General features: G+C 72.8%; 14 protein-coding genes. 6 read left to right on the plus strand and 8 right to left on the minus strand.

The window, feature by feature from the left end; translation table 11 throughout:
* Window positions 1-88 precede the first annotated feature (88 nt).
* Complete coding sequence (locus tag SLV14N_RS04140) at window positions 89-1,936, plus strand: hypothetical protein (RefSeq protein WP_263268108.1); 1,848 nt, start codon at window positions 89-91, stop codon at window positions 1,934-1,936.
* A 78-nt stretch (window positions 1,937-2,014) separates the two neighbouring features.
* On the opposite strand, the gene SLV14N_RS04145 is transcribed toward SLV14N_RS04140, so the two are convergent.
* A complete protein-coding gene (locus SLV14N_RS04145; protein ID WP_263268109.1) occupies window positions 2,015-3,520 on the minus strand; it encodes a PLP-dependent aminotransferase family protein in 1,506 nt (501 codons plus the stop codon).
* Window positions 3,521-3,627: 107 nt separating this feature from the next.
* On the opposite strand from SLV14N_RS04145, the gene SLV14N_RS04150 reads away from it, so the two are divergent.
* From SLV14N_RS04150 to SLV14N_RS04160, 3 genes are all read left to right on the plus strand, one after another.
* Window positions 3,628-4,305 carry a YitT family protein gene (locus tag SLV14N_RS04150; protein WP_263268110.1) on the plus strand — a complete coding sequence of 226 codons (678 nt, stop codon included), beginning with the start codon at window positions 3,628-3,630 and terminating at the stop codon, window positions 4,303-4,305.
* On the plus strand, window positions 4,302-5,102 hold the full coding sequence (locus SLV14N_RS04155) for a glycerophosphodiester phosphodiesterase family protein (RefSeq protein ID WP_208679787.1): 801 nt from the start codon (window positions 4,302-4,304) through the stop codon (window positions 5,100-5,102). Before SLV14N_RS04150 ends, SLV14N_RS04155 begins: the two co-directional genes overlap by 4 nt.
* A 451-nt stretch (window positions 5,103-5,553) precedes the next feature.
* Window positions 5,554-5,931, plus strand: coding sequence for an RNA polymerase-binding protein RbpA (locus tag SLV14N_RS04160; protein ID WP_026170122.1), 378 nt, complete (start codon window positions 5,554-5,556; stop codon window positions 5,929-5,931).
* Window positions 5,932-6,036: 105 nt separating this feature from the next.
* Here SLV14N_RS04160 and fxsA read toward each other — a convergent pair whose 3' ends face one another.
* The 5 genes from fxsA to SLV14N_RS04185 all read right to left on the minus strand — a co-directional run bounded on the left by fxsA (window position 6,037) and on the right by SLV14N_RS04185 (window position 11,850).
* Entirely contained in the window at window positions 6,037-6,636 is a 600-nt protein-coding gene (fxsA, locus tag SLV14N_RS04165) for an FxsA family membrane protein (protein ID WP_208679788.1), read from the minus strand.
* A 90-nt stretch (window positions 6,637-6,726) separates the two neighbouring features.
* Entirely contained in the window at window positions 6,727-7,482 is a 756-nt protein-coding gene (locus tag SLV14N_RS04170; RefSeq protein ID WP_208679789.1) for a polyprenol monophosphomannose synthase, read from the minus strand.
* Window positions 7,479-9,152 carry an apolipoprotein N-acyltransferase gene (gene lnt, locus SLV14N_RS04175; protein WP_263273016.1) on the minus strand — a complete coding sequence of 558 codons (1,674 nt, stop codon included), beginning with the start codon at window positions 9,150-9,152 and terminating at the stop codon, window positions 7,479-7,481. Before lnt ends, SLV14N_RS04170 begins: the two co-directional genes overlap by 4 nt.
* Before the next feature lie 533 nt (window positions 9,153-9,685).
* Window positions 9,686-11,353, minus strand: coding sequence for an amidohydrolase (locus tag SLV14N_RS04180; RefSeq protein WP_263268119.1), 1,668 nt, complete (start codon window positions 11,351-11,353; stop codon window positions 9,686-9,688).
* A gap of 56 nt (window positions 11,354-11,409) precedes the next feature.
* Window positions 11,410-11,850 (minus strand): Lrp/AsnC family transcriptional regulator, encoded by a 441-nt coding sequence (locus tag SLV14N_RS04185; protein WP_026170119.1) that lies wholly within the window; start codon window positions 11,848-11,850, stop codon window positions 11,410-11,412.
* A 209-nt stretch (window positions 11,851-12,059) separates the two neighbouring features.
* On the opposite strand from SLV14N_RS04185, the gene SLV14N_RS04190 reads away from it, so the two are divergent.
* On the plus strand, window positions 12,060-12,485 hold the full coding sequence (locus SLV14N_RS04190) for a hypothetical protein (RefSeq protein WP_208679791.1): 426 nt from the start codon (window positions 12,060-12,062) through the stop codon (window positions 12,483-12,485).
* A 49-nt stretch (window positions 12,486-12,534) separates the two neighbouring features.
* Here SLV14N_RS04190 and SLV14N_RS04195 read toward each other — a convergent pair whose 3' ends face one another.
* On the minus strand, window positions 12,535-13,680 hold the full coding sequence (locus tag SLV14N_RS04195; RefSeq protein ID WP_263268122.1) for a phosphotransferase family protein: 1,146 nt from the start codon (window positions 13,678-13,680) through the stop codon (window positions 12,535-12,537).
* Entirely contained in the window at window positions 13,677-14,849 is a 1,173-nt protein-coding gene (locus tag SLV14N_RS04200; protein ID WP_263268124.1) for a hypothetical protein, read from the minus strand. The genes SLV14N_RS04195 and SLV14N_RS04200 overlap by 4 nt, the downstream gene beginning before the upstream one ends.
* A 335-nt stretch (window positions 14,850-15,184) precedes the next feature.
* On the opposite strand from SLV14N_RS04200, the gene SLV14N_RS04205 reads away from it, so the two are divergent.
* The gene (locus SLV14N_RS04205) at window positions 15,185-15,733 is read left to right on the plus strand and encodes a pyridoxal-phosphate dependent enzyme (RefSeq protein ID WP_263268126.1); all 549 of its coding nucleotides are present in this window, start codon (window positions 15,185-15,187) and stop codon (window positions 15,731-15,733) included.
* Window positions 15,734-15,799 lie beyond the last annotated feature (66 nt).

The following is a 15,799-nucleotide window of genomic DNA, read 5'->3' on the forward strand; positions in this document are numbered from 1 at the left end:
TCCGGGCGCGGTTCCGTGTGCGGCGCGCTCCCCGGCCCGTAGCGCAGGCCGATCCCCCACGCCCACCGCACGAGCAACAGGAGAAGACGTGGCCCGGCGCCCCCTGCCCCGCATCCTGACCCACAGCGCACCGCTCGCCCGTATGGCACACAGCGCCCCGCTCACTCGTAGCCGCGAACTCGCGCGCAGCGCCGCCGACAGCGCCTCCGATGTGTTCCGTCCGCTGATCACCATCGGCCGGGGGCTGCGCCGGCTGGGCGCGGCCGGCCGGGAACGCTGGGCCGGAACGCCCAAGGAACAGCGCGGTCCGCTGGCCTTCTTCGTGGGCGCGTGTCTGCTGGTGGTGTGGCTGGTGCCGTACGGGCCGCTGCTCGCCCTGATCGCGGTGATGGGCGCGGGGGCCTGGGCGGGGCGGGAGCGTACGCCCGTGGCGACCGGCCCGAGCGAGGCCGAGACCGAGCGGCTGCGGGCGCTCTACGAGGCGCTGGTCCCCTACCTCTCCGCCGAGGGCGACCCCAGCCCGCTGTACGCGCACGGCGGTGACTGGGAGCGGGCCTTCGTCGAGTACGCCTTCGATGATTGCGGGCGGCTGGAACGACTGCAGCTGAAGTACCCGGCGTACTTCACCGACGGTGAGGACCGGTCCCGGGTCCGCATCGAGCAGGTGCTGTACGCCAAGGCCGGCCGCGGTCGGGAGTACCACTTCACCTGGGACGAGGTGGCCAATCAGCTCACCCTGACCGTGCTGGACGCGCTGCCGACGGATATCGCCGCCCAGCGCTTCGTCACCTCGCCCGGCGAGACGGTGCTCGGGTTCACCGACCCGGACTCCGTACAGCGGACCCTGCCGGTCACCGGCGGGGAGGAGACCCGGGACGCCCCGCCGGTCGTCTGGCGTACCGGGCAGCGCTCCACCGAACCGCATCTGCTCGTCCTGGGGCAGCCGGGGACCGGCGCCACGACGCTGCTGCGCTCGATCGCGCTGCAGGCGCTGCAGCACGGCGATGTGCTGGTCATCGACGGCAGCGGAACCGGTGAGTACGGGTGTCTGGCCGGGCGCCGCGGTGTGCTGGGGGTGGAGAGCGGGCTGGCGGGGGCGCTGGCGACGCTGGAGTGGGCGTCACACGAGACCGAGCGGCGGCTGGTCGAGGGGAACCGGGCGCGGCAGGCCGGCGGGGCCGCGCCGGACGACACCCGGCGGCCGCTGTGGATCATCGCGGACCGTCCGACGGCGCTCTCCCATATCGCGGTCGCGGAGGGCCGGGACGATCCGCAGCGGTGGCTGCAGGTGCCACTGCGACACGGCCGGGCCGCTCATGTCACGGTCGTCGTGGCCGACCAGTTCGAGACCGCCGAGCTGCTGAGCGATCCGGTACGGGCGCACACCAAGGCGCGGGTGGTGCTCGGCCCCGCCACGTCGGAAGAGGTACGGGCGGTGCTCGGAGCGCCGCCGCACACCACACCGCCGGCGATGGTGCCGCCGGGGCGCGGCTATGCGCGGCTGGGGAACGCACCCGTACTGCGGCTCCAGGTGCCGGCCACACCCGACCCGCTCGACGACGCCACCGGGCAGGCGCACCGGGAGACCGTCACGGCCTTGCTGCCGGAGCGTACGGTCCCGGCCGACGGGGCCGAGCCCACCGAGCCGGTGACCGGGCGCGAGCCGCTGGATACCGGCAAGCCGGTGACCCGCGGCACGTCGGTGGACGTGGGCAAGCCGGGGGACGTGGGCAAGTCGGGGGACGTCGGCACGTCCGCGCGCGCCGCCGGGGCGGAGCCGGACGGCGGGCCCGCGGCGGCCGGTGCGGCACCGGATGCCGAGGAGACCGGGTCCGCCGCCGAACCGGTGGGCGCGAGCCCGCGGGTGCGGACCGACAAGGGCGGCGAACCCCGGGTGATCAAGGGATCCGTGGAGGCCGTTCGCGCGGAGGGATGAGGCTCATCCGCCCGCTGAACGCCGACCGGACCCCGATGTCCGCTCCGTCCGGCCCGCGAAACGCTTGCTGACAGCCCGTCAGGCCACGAAGGTGTGCCGCAGCTCCGCCTCCACCGGTGCGCCCGTCGCCACCAGTCGCGCGGCGCCGGCCAGCCGGACCGCGGCCTCGTCGGCGACGGCTCCGTTGACCGTGAACGGCAGCCGTACGAAGCCCTCGAAGGCGCCGTCGACACCGAATCGCGGGCCGGAGGGCACCCGGACCCCGAGCCGCTCCCCCGCCTCGGCGATCCGGGAGCCGGAGAGTCCGCCCGTACGTGCCCAGAGGGTGAGGCCGCCGCGGGGCACGCTGAACTCCCAGTCGGGAAGGTGCCGGTGCAGCGCCTCGACGATCGCGTCGCGATTTTCGCGGGCCTGCTCGCGGCGGATGCCGATGGCCTTCTCCCAGCCGCCGCTCTCCAGGAGCGAGGCGATGGCGAGCTGTTCCAGGACCGGTGAGCCCAGGTCGGAGTAGGCGCGGGCGGCGACCAGGCTGCGGATGATGTCGGGGGCGGCGCGCACCCAGCCGATCCGCATCCCGGCCCAGAACGCCTTGCTCGCCGAGCCGACGGTGATCACCGCGCTGCCGGCCGGGTCGAACGCGCAGACCGGGCGGGGCGGTTCGGCGTCCTCGTCCAGCCGGAGCTCGGTCATGGTCTCGTCGACGACGAGCAGGGTGCCGGCCGACCGGGCGGCGTCGACGAGGCGGCGGCGCTGGTCCTCGGTGGCGAGGGTGCCGGTGGGATTGTGGAAGTCGGCGACGACATAGGCCATGCGGGGAGCGGCATCGCGCATCACCTGGCGCCAGGCGGGAATGTCCCAGCCGGCCAGCTTGTCCCCGAGCGCGACCGGGACGAGCCGGGCACCGGCGTCCCGCATCAGCTGCAGGATGTTGGCGTACGAGGGCGAATCGACGGCCACACGCTCGCCGGGGCCGGTACAGAGCCGGCAGATCGCGGCGACGGCGCCCATCGCGCCGGTGGTCACCATGATCTGTTCCGGCATGGTGGGGATACCGCGGGCGGTGTAGCGGTCCGCGAGGGCCTGCCGCAGGACGGGCAGGCCTGCCGGGTAGTCGCCGTGGGTGTGGGAGTAGAGAGGAAGGTCGGCCATGGCACCCTGGACGGCGCGGGTGAGCCAGGGTTCGGGGGCCGGGAGGGCGGCGCAACCGAGGTCGATCATGGAGCCGGCGGCTTCCGGGGGCAGCGGTTCCAGACCGCGGGTGGGGAGCGGATTGCCGGCCGGTACGGCGGTCCAACTGCCCGAGCCGCGCCGGGACTCCAGGAACCCTTCGGCGCGCAGCGCTTCGTAGGCGGCGGCGACGGTGGTCCGGCTGACGCCGAAGGCCGCGGCCAGTTCGCGCTCGGCCGGCAGGCGGGCGGCGACCGGTATCCGGCCTTCCAGTACGAGAAGGCGCACACCGTCGGCGAGGCTGCGATAGGCGGGCAACCGGCGCCCGCCGACCGCGAGTTGGGCGTCACGTGGGTCCTGCGACCGGAGCAGCCGGGCGAGTTGGGGCGCACCGACCGCTGAAGTCCACTGAGCCATGAAGATCAGTCCACCTTCCCCGAATTGGCTCTACTTCCCGAGCCCGGACACGCCACATGGTGTCACGCATCGGTCCAATCCTGCCAGGAGGGGGAATAGTCGTGTCCATGACCAGTGAATCCGGCCCACGGAGGCGTCTGCCGGTGCGCCGGCTGGTTCAGCTCTACACGGGGCTGACGCTCTACGGCGTCAGCATGGGGCTGATGCTGCGGGCCGAGCTGGGGCTGGAGCCATGGAGCGTGCTCAACCAGGGCATATCCCGTCATACAGGGCTGTCGATCGGCACGGTCACCATCGTGTCCGGCGCGCTGATCCTGCTGCTGTGGATCCCGCTGCGCCAGCGCCCCGGCCTGGGCACGGTGTCCAATGTGGTGATCCTCGGGCTGGTGATGGACGCGACCCTGGCCTGGGTGCCCGAGCTGGACTCGCTGGGCGCCCGTATCCCGCTGCTCGCGGGCGCCGTCCTCCTGAACGGCGCCGCGACCGGCCTGTACATCGCCGCCGATTTCGGCCCGGGGCCACGCGACGGGCTGATGACCGGGCTGCACCGGCGGACCGGCCGCCCGGTGCGGCTGGTGCGGACCTGCATCGAGGTGACGGTGCTCGCGGCGGGCTTTGCGCTCGGCGGGTCCGTCGGCGTCGGCACGGTGGCCTATGCGCTGGCCATCGGCCCCCTGGCGCAGTTCTTCCTCCGCCGCTTCGCGATCAGGGACGCCCGCGCGAAACCGTCCCCGGTGGTGGCCCGCGGAGGGGCTTCACCTGAGCGCGCAATACTGCCGGAGTGACCTCAGCGATACGCATCCGCCACGCCTATCTCGACCACCCCGGGCCGCTCCCCTTCGCCCACCGGGGCGGGGACGCGGAGGGCCTGGAGAACACCGCCGCCGCCTTCCGCCGCGCGGTCGGCCTCGGCTACCGCTATCTGGAGACCGATGTGCACGCCACATCGGACGGGCAGCTCGTCGCCTTCCACGACGCGACGCTCGATCGCGTCACCGACAGCCGCGGCGCGATCGGGCAGCTCCCCTGGCGGGCGGTGCGCCGGGCCCGGGTCGGCGGCCGGGAGCCGCTGCCGCTGTTCGAGGAGCTGCTGGAGGAGTTCCCCGAGGCGCGCTGGAACGTCGACCTCAAGGCCGATGCCGCACTGCCGCCCCTGCTGGACCTGCTGCGCCGCACGCGCGCCTGGGACCGGGTGTGCGTCGGTTCGTTCTCGGAGGCACGGGTGGCGCGGGCCCAGCGGCTGGCCGGCCGGCAGATGGCGAGCTCGCTCGGCACCCGTGGTGTGGCCGGGCTGCGGCTGCGCTCGTACGGCCGCGGAGTGCTGCCGCTCGACCGGCTGCTGGGTGCGGCGGTGCGGCGCAGCGCGGTCTGCGTCCAGGTCCCCGAGCGGCAGTCCGGCCTCCCGGTCGTCGATCCGCTGTTCCTGCGCGCCGCGCACGCGCTGGGCATGCAGGTCCATGTCTGGACGATCAACGACGCGGAGCGGATGACCGCCCTGTTGGATCTCGGCGTGGACGGCATCATGACCGACCACATCGAGACGCTGCGGACGGTGCTGACCGCGCGGGGGTGCTGGGCCTGAGCCGCCCGTGGGCCGTCCGCCGTCCGCCGCCGTGAACGGGGATCGTGCCCCTTGGCGTTCTTCACGGTCGGTTTCGTCCTGCCGGCGAGGGTCCCGGTGGGGCGGGCGATCGCTGCGGCCGGAATCCAGTAGCTGACCGGATTTAGCCTCCGGGGGTGCGGGGCGGTAGTGTACGCCTTTGGCTCACCAGGCGGACCGTTACTGCGCGCTCAAGCATGGAAGGCGCTGGGTGACATCTGCTGCCAGATGTGACAAACCGGGCGCCGGTGGGTACAACAAGGGGCGGCACGAAGGAAGGCAGCGGCGCACAGCGCCTCCGTCAAGGGCGGTGGTGGGCGACGGGTGGGCTCATGTCCCGAATTCGGGAATCTTCACCGCCGACCGGACGTTGACCGGATGACGACGACAGCGACACCTGTCCTGTGGGCGACAAGCCCGGGAGGCACGATTCATGAGTGAGCGAGCTCTCCGCGGCACGCGACTCGTGGTGACCAGCTACGAGACCGACCGCGGCATCGACCTGGCCCCGCGCCAGGCGGTGGAGTACGCATGCCAGAACGGACATCGATTCGAGATGCCGTTCTCGGTTGAGGCCGAGATTCCGCCGGAGTGGGAGTGCAAGGTATGCGGTGCACCCTCTCTTCTGGTGGATGGCGACGGCCCCGAGGAGAAGAAGGGTAAGCCCGCGCGTACGCACTGGGACATGCTCATGGAGCGGCGCACCCGCGAGGAGCTCGAGGAGGTGCTGGCCGAACGGCTGGCCGTCCTGCGCTCCGGCACCATGAACATTGCCGTGCATCCGCGCGACAGCAACCGCAAGTCCGCCTGACAACGGGCCTGCGACAAGCAGCACGCAAGGGCCGGGGCCACTGCATTGCGCAGTGGCCCCGGCCCTTGCCGCATCCGTGGCCGCTCCGTCCGGCCGCGGGGGGCCTCAGCCGGTGAGCGGCGGATCCTGGCGGCGCGGGGACGGGGGCTCGTCGTCGCGGATGACCTCGCCCTGGACGACCTTGCCGTCCGGCCGGTGCATCCGGGCCTGCTGGAACGCGTCACCGAACGAGCCCGGGGCGTAGCCCGACCGCCGGGACAGCAGCTTCTCGGCGCGGCGCTGGATCAGCTTTCCGGTCGGCGGGAAGAGGCAGAGCAGCCCCAGTGCGTCGGACACCAGCCCCGGCAGCATCAGCAGCAGCCCGCCGGCCATCGGGAGCGTATTGCCGCTGCCCGACGTCCCGCTGCCGGATCTTCCGTTGCCGGACAGGGAGTTGCCGGGCGCCGCCGGGTCGCCGGCGGTCTGAAAGCTCTCGGTGAGGTTCCGCCAGGCGCGACGGCCGGCCCGCTTGGTCACATAACCGCCGACGATCACTCCGCCGACCAGCAGAAGCAGGACCGTCAGACCGTTGGTGGCACCGGCCACGACGGTCAGCAGCCAGATCTCCAGCACCATCCAGGCGGCGATGCCCAAGGGCACGAACCTACGGGCGCGCGAGCGCTGGGGCGGGCGGGGACTCGGCGATGGCGTGGCTCCGAACGACATGCCTCAAGTGTGCCTGGCCCGTCGGGCGGCCTTTCCCAAGGGTCGCCGGACTGATCAACTCCCCGGCCACCGGGCGCCGCGGGGCCGGGGTCAGCGGCCGCGGAGCTTGTCCACCCGTGAGCCGACACCCCAGGCCGTGACGCGCCACAGCGCCTCCACGACGATGTCCCGGCTCATCTTGCTGTCGCCGTACTCACGCTCGACAAAGGTGATCGGGACCTCGACGACGTGATAGCCGGCCTGCACGGCGCGGCGGGCGAGGTCGACCTGGAAGCAGTAGCCCTGGGAGGCGACGTCATCCAGGCCCAGCCCCTTGAGGGCCTCCGCGCGAAAGGCCCGGTAGCCGCCGGTGAGGTCGCGCAGCGGCAGATCCAGCGCCAGCCGGGAGTAGGTGCTGCCGCCGCGGGAGATGAGCTGGCGGTACTTGGGCCAGTTGACGGTACGGCCGCCGGGCACCCAGCGCGATCCCAGGACGAGATCGGCGCCCTTGAGGGCGGTGAGCAGCCGGGGCAGCTCCTCGGGCTGGTGCGAGCCGTCGGCGTCCATCTCGACCAGCACGCCGTAGCCGTTGTCGATGCCCCACCGGAAGCCGGCGAGATAGGCGGCGCCGAGGCCTTCCTTGCCCTTGCGGTGCAGGACATGGACCTGCTCGTCTTCGGCGGCCAGTTCGTCGGCCAGCTTGCCGGTGCCGTCAGGACTGTTGTCGTCCGCGACCAGGACATGTGCCTCTGGGACGGCGGACCGCACCCGCGAGACGATCGGCTTGATGTTCTCCGCCTCGTTGTACGTCGGAATGATCACCAACGTGGTGCCGAGCGGACCGTACTGCCGCTGACCGTCTGTCACTGCTGCCCCTTCTCGTCCTTCGTACGCCCACGCCGGCCGATGACTGCCGCGGCGGCGCAGGACAGAAGGCCCACGATAGCGAGCGCCCACTCAGGAGCGGCACCGACGCGGTCGGCGAGCGTCGTTTCGTCCCGCAGCGGAATCCGCGCGGAGACCACGCCCTGCGTGAACTCGGGGATCCGGTGGGTGACCGTGCCGTCGGGGGCGACCACCGCGCTGATTCCGCTGGTGGCGGCGGTGACCACGGCGCGGCCGTGTTCGACGGCGCGCAGCTTCGACATCGCCAGCTGCTGCTCGGGCTGGCCGGTGCGGCCGTAGGTGGCGTTGTTGGTCTGGATGACCAGGGCACGGGCACCGGCGTCGACGGTGTCGTGGACGATCTCGTCGTAGGCGACCTCGAAGCAGATGACGTCGCCGAGCCGGGCGGGGCCGACCTTGAGCACGCCGGTGTGGTCACCGGGGTAGAAGTTGCGGGGCACCCGCTCGAAGCGCGTGATGATCTTGCTGAGCTGCTCCCGGAACGGCACATACTCGCCGAACGGCACCGGGTGCTGCTTGGTGTAGGAGGCGCCCGGCCCCTTCTTCGGATCCCAGACGATGCCCTCGTTGAAGACATAGCCCTTCTTGGTGGGGTGGTCGACCAGGGCGCCGACGAGGACGGGCACGTTGATGGCCTTCACGGCCTCGTCGATCCGATCGTACGCCTCCCGGTACTTGTACGGATCGAGGTCGGAGGAGTTCTCCGGCCAGATGACCAGGTCCGGCTTCTTGGCCCGGCCGGCCTTGACGTCCGCGGCGAGCTTCTCGGTGGCGGTGGCGTGGTTGTCGGTGATCATCATGGGGCGGCCCAGGAAGTCCATGCCGGGTGACTGGACGTTGCCCTGGACGACAGCGATGTCAACGGTGTCGTCGGCCTTCGTGGGGACGGGCACCAGCGCCCCGGCCAGGGTGACCGCGGCGGCGAGCCCGAACGCCTCCAGCGCCGGGACGGCCCGGCGCAGCGACCCGTTCTTGCGCAGCCCCCAGAGGGTGGCGGCGCAGGCGGCGAGCAGCGCCGCGGCCAGCGCGACGGCGAAGGTCACCAGCGGGGCACCGCCGAGCGCGGCGAGCGGGGTGAGCGGCGATCCGGTGTTCGCGAACGCCAGCCGGCCCCACGGGAAGCCGCCGAGCGGCAGCCGGTCGCGGGCCCATTCCTCGGCGACCCACAGACAGGCCGTCCACACCGGCCAGGCCGGCAGCCGGGAGGTGACGGCGAGCGCCGCGCCCAGCAGCGCCAGGAAGAACGCCTCGGCGATCGAGAGGCCCACCACCGCGTCCCAGCCGACGACATGCAGCCACTTCAGCAGGATCAGGAAGAAGGGCAGCCCGAACACGAAGCCCGTCCAGGCTCCCTGGCGGGCGGTCCGGCCACGGGTCAGCAGCGACAGCGCGGCGACGGACACCAGGGACAGCGGCCACAGGTCGTACGGCGGGAAGGCGAGTCCGAGCGCGAGTCCGGCGACGACCGCGAGGCCGCTGCGCGGCGCCTCACGGCGGGCCAGTGCGGCCAGACGACGGGCGCGTCCGGGGCGGGCGGGCGCGGCGGCGGAGGCCGTCCCGGCGGGTGGCACCGGGCCGTCGGGCGTGGTGCCGCTGACGGCTTCTTCGGTGGTGTCGGAGCCCGATGGCACGGTCACGAGCCTTCCTGCAGGTCGAGCGGTAGTGAGCTGACCGTACAACGGGAGGCCGGGATTGCGGATGCGGGGTGCACAAAAGGTAAAGAGGCAGCGCGGGGAGGATGCGCGCGGGATGATGTGCGGTGCGGATAGGGGCCCGGCGCCCTTCGGGCCGACCTGGGACCCGCTGGCTGCGGGTCGACCGAAAGCCGTTGTCTACTGAGCGTCCGGGCCCCACCCGGGTCGCACCCGCCGACCAGCCGAAACCTTCCGTCGCCCCGTGCCGCGGGTCACTGGACCTGGCTCCCAGTGGCGGTGTGCCCCAGTGGCGCACCGCCCCATGGCCCAGCTGCGTTCGACGACTGCGCGGAGATCTACCGGTCGGACGTCCTGTGGTGGACTCGGCCGAACCTACCGGCCGCCGACCGCCTGCTGTCAACAGGTGCTCCGCCTGCGTCGTTTCGCGTCGCCCCAGGTCAGCCGCGAGCGCCCGCAGGTGGGCCAAGGAGCAGCAAGCACGGTCCGCGCCGGCACGTGCCCGCGTGATGTCACTCGTTCGGCGGTCCGAAGACCGTTCGCCCGCCGACCACCGTGCGCAGGCACACCGGGAGGTCGTTGCCGGGGGTGAGATCGGGCAGGCCGGGGGTGCCGGAGCGGGGGTCGGTGGACCAGCGCTCCACCCGCTCGTCGGGCGCCTGGACGAGCAGCTCGCCGGTGCGCCAGACCGCGTAATCGGCGGGGGCGCCGGGCACCAGGACGCCCGCGTCGTCCCTGCCGATGGCGCGCCAGCCGCCGCGGGTGTGGGCGGTGAACGCGGCGCGGGCGGAGATGCCGTGGGCGCGGGTTCGGTGGAAGACGGCGGCCCGCACGGTGCCCCAGGGGTCGAGCGGGGTGACCGGGCTGTCGGAGCCGAGGGCGAGCGGGACCCCGGCCTTGAGCAGCGCGGCGTACGGGTTGAGGGTGCGGGCCCGGTCGACGCCGAGACGGGCGGCGTACATGCCCTCCGCGCCGCCCCACGCCTCGTCGAAGGCGGGCTGGACGGAGGCGGTCAGGGCCAGGTCGGCGAAGCCGGCGATGGTGCGGTCGGTGAGCATCTCGGCATGCTCGACGCGGTGCCGGGCGGCCCGGATCCGGGCGAGGCCAAGGCGCTCGGCGGCGGCCCGCACCCCGTCGACGACGCCGGTCAGGGCCGCGTCACCGATGGCGTGGAAGCCGGCCTGGAGTCCGGCCTCGGTGCAGGCGGTGACATGGGCGGCGACGGCCTCGGCGTCGAGGTGCGCGGCGCCGGTGGAGCTGGGCGAGTCCGCGTACGGGGCGTGCAGATGGGCGGTGTGCGATCCGAGCGAGCCGTCGACGAAGAGATCGCCCGCGGCGCCGATGGCCCCGAGTTCACGGATCCGCTCCGCGTCCTTTGCGGACGCGACCAGTTCGGCCCAGTAGCCGACGACGCGCGGGCCGTTGCCCTCCCGGGCGAGCGCGAGCAGCGCCGTGAAGTCGTCCTCACCGGAGATGTCCGGGCCCGCGCACTCATGGACGCTGCCGATGCCGAGCGAGGCGGCGCGGGCGAGCGCGGCGGCCTGGGCCTCGGCGCGCTGGGCGGGGGTGACGGTGGCGTACGCGGCCTGGCGCACCGCATGGTGGGCGTCACCGGTCAGCGGCGCGTCCGCCCGGAACCCGGCCAGCTCGCGCACCCCGGGGACCAGATCGAGCAGCGCCGTCGTCACCACCGCGGAGTGCACATCCACCCGGGTGAGGTAGAGCGGGCGGCCACCGGTGGCCGCGTCCAGTTCCGCGCGGGACGGCGGGCGGTCCTCCGGCCAGGCGCTGGCGTCCCAGCCGTGTCCGAGCAGAATCCGGTCCGCCTCCCGCGCGGCCGCATAGCCGCGGATCCTGGCCAGGGCATCGGACAGGGTGGCCGCACCGGACAGATCGAGCCCGGTGAGCGCGAGCCCCGTCGCGGTGGTGTGCACATGTGCGTCCGTGAACGCCGGGGTGACGAGCGCACCGTCGAGCGGAACGACCTCGTCCACGCCCTCGGCGAAGGAGTCGGCCGCGCCCTCCTCACCGACCCAGGCGATGCGGTCGCCCTCGACGACCATGGCGGTGGCGAAGGGGTCCGCGGGGCTGTGCACCTCACCGCCGCGCAGCAGGACCGTACGGGGACGGGCCGGGCCGGAGGGGTGCTGTCGGACCGGATCGGGGGTGCGCTCGCTCATACCGGACAGTTTGACCCCTGTGCGCGGACGGGCCGCGCGCGGGGGGCGATCACCGGTCAGATGCGTGGCGGACGGGCCTCGTAGGGGGTGGAGAGCACGACCGTGGTGCGGGTCGAGACACCGGCGAGGGTCCTTATGCGGGTGAGCAGATGCTCCAGCTCCAAGGGGGTGGCGACCCGGACCTTGAGGATGTAGTTCTCGTCGCCCGCGACGCTGTGGCAGGCCTCCAGCTCGGGGACCTCGGCCAGGCGGTCGGCGATGTCGTCCGGCGCGCTGGGGTCGAAGGGTTTGACCGAGATGAAGGCGGTGAGCGGCAGGCCCACCGCTTCGGGGTCCACGATGGCGGCATAGCCCCGGATGACACCGCGCTGCTCCAGACGGCGCACCCGCTGGTGCACCGCCGAGGTGGACAGGCCGGTGGCCTTGCCCAGGTCGGTGTAGCTCATCCGCCCGTCCTTGACGAGCAGATCCACGATTTGTCGGTCCAGCTCCTCCACGCACTCAACCTACTGTGCGCGGGCGCGTATGCGCACCGCGCGCCGGATCGTGGACCCCCTTACGCCGGGCCATGTGACCAATGCCACACGTGTGATCCGGTGTCGGTGGGGTGCCGGCGATTATGCGTGCGGCATGAAGGGAATTGCTGCTGGTGGCCGGGACCGCCCGTCACAGGAAGTCAGCGGTACGACTGGCCCACCCGAGGGGGATGGACATCATGCGACGCCTTAAGCAGGACTCCGCTGCCACGAACATCGACGCCCAGGAGGGCGACAGTTCCGGCCTCTCCGGCGACGACGGTGCGTACGACTCTTTCGACACCTATGAGATCTACCGAGTGACCTGCCCCGACTGCCTGCAGCCGATCGCGCTGCTGGCGGACGAGGACACGCTCCCGGAGCACGCGCTGTGCGCCTCGCCGTGGAACCCGTTCGGGCTGACGGTGTGCCAGGGCTCCGGCCGGGCGGTGGCCGAGGCACCGGAGACCGAGGACAGGCTGGACGCCCAGGAGCAGGACGCGGCGATGCTGCTGACGCTTCCGGAGAGCCTGGACTGGCGCCGTCAGCCGTTCTCGCACATCGGCGGACCCGGCACCCAGCCGGTCCGGGTGCCAAGGATGCGTCCAGGCGCCTGAGAGCCCATAGGGCCTTTCCGGCCCGTAGAACCATTCCGGGGGGCCGCGCTCACCAGTAGCGGCCCTCGATCATCGCCTCCAGCGTGTCCCGGTGGAGGATCAGCGCATCGGCGTCGGCCGGGACCGGTATCTCGCCGAAGTGGACCTGGCGGTAGGCCACTCGCAGCATCACGATGGCGTGCCGCAGGGCCGCGTAGAGGGTGTGGAAGTCCAGATCGCGGGGCGGGTGCCCGGTGAGCGCGGCATAGCGGCTCTCGACGCGGTCGCGGCTCAGGAAGTCGGGCAGTCCCCGTTTGCCGCCGGCCTCGGTGAGGTCCTGGAAGAAGCGGTGGAGGTAGACCATCCAGCCCAGGTCGAGTTCGCGGGGGCCGAGGGCGGCCATCTCCCAGTCGAGGACGGCGGCCGGTTCGAACCCGTCGTAGACGATATTGCCGATCCGGGCGTCACCCCAGGTCAGAACGGTCTCGCCGGGGTCCGACGGCCAGTGGTCGGCCAGCCGGGCGAAGCCACGCTCGATCAGCGGGGAGCGCGGGCGGCCGTCAATGACCCAGGAGTAGTAGGCACGTTGGGCCTCGACATGTCGGTGCAGCGCGCTACCGGTGCCGGGGGTGGCGAGGAAGTCGGCCGCGGCGGGCGGGACTTGGTCGTGCAGCCGGGCGAGGACCGAGACGCTGGCGGCTTCCAGGTGGTCGCGTTGGGTATCGGTGGCCTCGTACAGCCAATTCCCCTCGTACGTATAGGGCATGACGTCCGGTGGGACGCGGCCGTGGGCGCGGGCCATGACGAAGAACGGCGCGCCGAGGTGTGCCGGGTCCTCCTCCAGCCAGAGGGTGCGGGGCACCGGGAGGTCGGTGTGGGCGGCGACCAGGCTCATGGTGCGGTATTGCCGGGCCATGTCGTAGCGCGGGAAGACGGTGTATGCGGCGGGGTCGGCGGCGAGGCGCAGTGCGCAGGAGGGCACCGGCGGCTCGGGGTGGTCGAGGTCGAAGAGCAGGGTCTCGCTGGACATGCCGTTGGAGTCCGGGACGGTCGCGGCGACGGCGCGGGCGCCGGGCAGCCGGGTGCCGAGCCAGGCGGTGAGCCGGCGGGTGAGGGCTTCGGGGTCACGGGTGGTGGTGCGGGGGCGCCGGCCCACGGGCGCTCCCCCGGGGTGGCTTCCGTCGGGGCCCGCGGAGGGTGACGGATGCTGTGTCATCGGCCGGCCTCCCGCGCGACGGAGTCATACCCGGTGAAGCCGCTGGGGTCGTGCCGGCCGAAGCTTCCGTGCTCGAAGATGCCGTAGCCGGTGCGGCCTTCGAGGGTGAAACGGGCGGCGTGGTCGGTGACTCCGTAGGCGGCGAGCGGATGTGCCGCCGGGTCGGTGAGGTCGTAACTGCGGCGGTCGGTCCAGCCGCGGCCCCGCCAGGTGCCGTGCTGCCAGTCGTCGGCATGGGGGTCCCCCCTGCTCGAACGGAGTTGAGAGCTTGGGGGAGGGTAGCCGGCCCCGAGGGCGAGGGGCGAGGAGGTGAGGATCTCGGCGGTGAGTTCCAGGGGCTTGCGGCCGGGGCCGGTGAGGTGGATGACGGCGCGTTCGGGGTGGCGGGTGCCGGGGCGGTAGCCGATGTCCGTGTGCGGCCAGCCGAGTTGGACCTCGCGGGCGTCGTCGTGGACCACGAGGGCCTCGTTGAGGGTGCGATGGCCGTCGGCGTCCTCCTGGACGATGACCATCACAAAGCGGTCGTCGAAGCGCACCGGGCACCAGAGCCAGTGGAAGCCCTCGGGCCGCAGCTCCTCCGCGGCCCGTCCGCCGTCCTCACCGGGGATCGGGCGGACGCCCCAGCTGCGGTCGCGGGTGCCGGTCCACTCCCCCGCCGTGACGGCGAGCTCCTGGCCGGCGACGCGGATGCTGCCGGTGCAGGTGCCCGCCTGGACGAACCGCCGGCCCTCCAGCATCAGCCGGTCGCCGCGGTACTGGGTGTGGTGCGGCTCCCAGGTGGCGGGGAACGCCGCGTGCCAGGTCAGGTCGTAGGCCAGGCCGTCCGGGTCGGCGGGGTCCGCGGCGCAGGTCAGCCGCAGACGGGCGAGCGGCTCCTCGACGGTGATGGTGAGCGGGCCGACGGTGAGCGCGAGGCGGTCGTCGGTGAGCGCGTCGGAGGCCCGCACGGCATACAGCCGGTCGCCGAGGCGGAGGGTGGCATAGGCGTCGATGACGCCGGTGTTGGGGTAGACACCGAGGCCGGCGATCAGCAGGGCGCGGCCGGAGTGGTCCATGACATGGAAGATGCACCGGTCGTAGGCGTTGCGGTCGCCGGTGGCGACATACCGCAGGGACAGCGGGACCTGGTGGATCGGGTACTCGTCGAGCGCGATCGGGCGGTCGGGCACGGTCTCCTCCTGGGCGCGCGGACGGCCGGGCGTCACCCCGGACACAACGCCCGCGAACGGGAGTTGACGGTACGTCAGCTCTCAACGGACGGCCAGACCCGGAATGAATCGTAGGGGGCGAAGTCGAGCTTTGCCTGTTACCGTCACCTGGTCGACGCGCCACTGCTCCCTGGAGCCACGGTGACCTCACGATCTCTGCACTGTCTGCGCTGCGCCCGCCCCGCGGAGGGTTTCGACGGCTGCCGGACCTGCGCAGCGGAGGGCATCGGTGCCAATACGATGCCGCCGCTCGCGGATCTGTGCGGCGTGGACCTCAGCAGCTATCCCGGCGGTCCGTGGGGCCTGCCGGCGGCCCTGCCCCCCATGCCAACGAGGGGTACAAGTCGGTCGCCTACGAGCTGGCGCGGGACTTTCCCGGGCGGCAGCTCGACACCGTGGTGGTGCCGACCAGCCGGGCGGATCTGCTGGCCGGAATCGGCCGTGGCTTCCGGGAGTTGGCGGCCGCCGGGCTGATCGGCCGGGAGCCCCGGCTGGTGGCCGCGGAAACCGCCGCCACGGCACCGTTCACCGCCGCGCTGCGCCACCCGGACCGTGCGGACCAGGAGCGTACGCGAGTGGCGGGCGGGCCGACGGTGGCGTTCTCCCTCGGCGAGGAGCGGCCCTGCTGGCAGGGGCTCGACGCACTGTGGCGCAGCGGAGGCACGGCGGTCGCGGTGGGTGACGAGGCGATCATGGCCGAACACCGGAGGCTGGCGGCGGAGGGCCTGCTCCTGGAGCCGTCGTCCGCCGTCGCGTCCGCCGTGGCGCGGGCACAGGCCCGTACATCCGGCGGGCTGGTGATCGCGATCGGGACGGCGACGGGGCTCAAGGGGCTGGTGGGCTGACACCGGGCCCCGGCTGGGCGGGAAGCCGCGGGGTGGGCGGGGACGTCCCCGCCCGCCCCGTCCCGC

It is taken from the genome of Streptomyces sp. Je 1-4 4N24, from assembly GCF_026239515.1.
GTDB classification, from domain to species: domain Bacteria; phylum Actinomycetota; class Actinomycetes; order Streptomycetales; family Streptomycetaceae; genus Streptomyces; species Streptomyces nigrescens.

What these genes read in the sequence shown, in the direction of transcription:
- SLV14N_RS04145 (WP_263268109.1), bottom strand. Translation starts at nt 3,520, where the DNA reads ATGGCTCAGTGGACTTCAGCGGTCGGTGCGCCCCAACTCGCCCGGCTG.
- SLV14N_RS04150 (WP_263268110.1), top strand. Translation starts at nt 3,628, where the DNA reads ATGACCAGTGAATCCGGCCCACGGAGGCGTCTGCCGGTGCGCCGGCTG.
- SLV14N_RS04160 (WP_026170122.1), top strand. Translation starts at nt 5,554, where the DNA reads ATGAGTGAGCGAGCTCTCCGCGGCACGCGACTCGTGGTGACCAGCTAC.
- fxsA (WP_208679788.1), bottom strand. Translation starts at nt 6,636, where the DNA reads ATGTCGTTCGGAGCCACGCCATCGCCGAGTCCCCGCCCGCCCCAGCGC.
- SLV14N_RS04180 (WP_263268119.1), bottom strand. Translation starts at nt 11,353, where the DNA reads ATGAGCGAGCGCACCCCCGATCCGGTCCGACAGCACCCCTCCGGCCCG.
- SLV14N_RS04190 (WP_208679791.1), top strand. Translation starts at nt 12,060, where the DNA reads ATGGACATCATGCGACGCCTTAAGCAGGACTCCGCTGCCACGAACATC.
- SLV14N_RS04195 (WP_263268122.1), bottom strand. Translation starts at nt 13,680, where the DNA reads ATGACACAGCATCCGTCACCCTCCGCGGGCCCCGACGGAAGCCACCCC.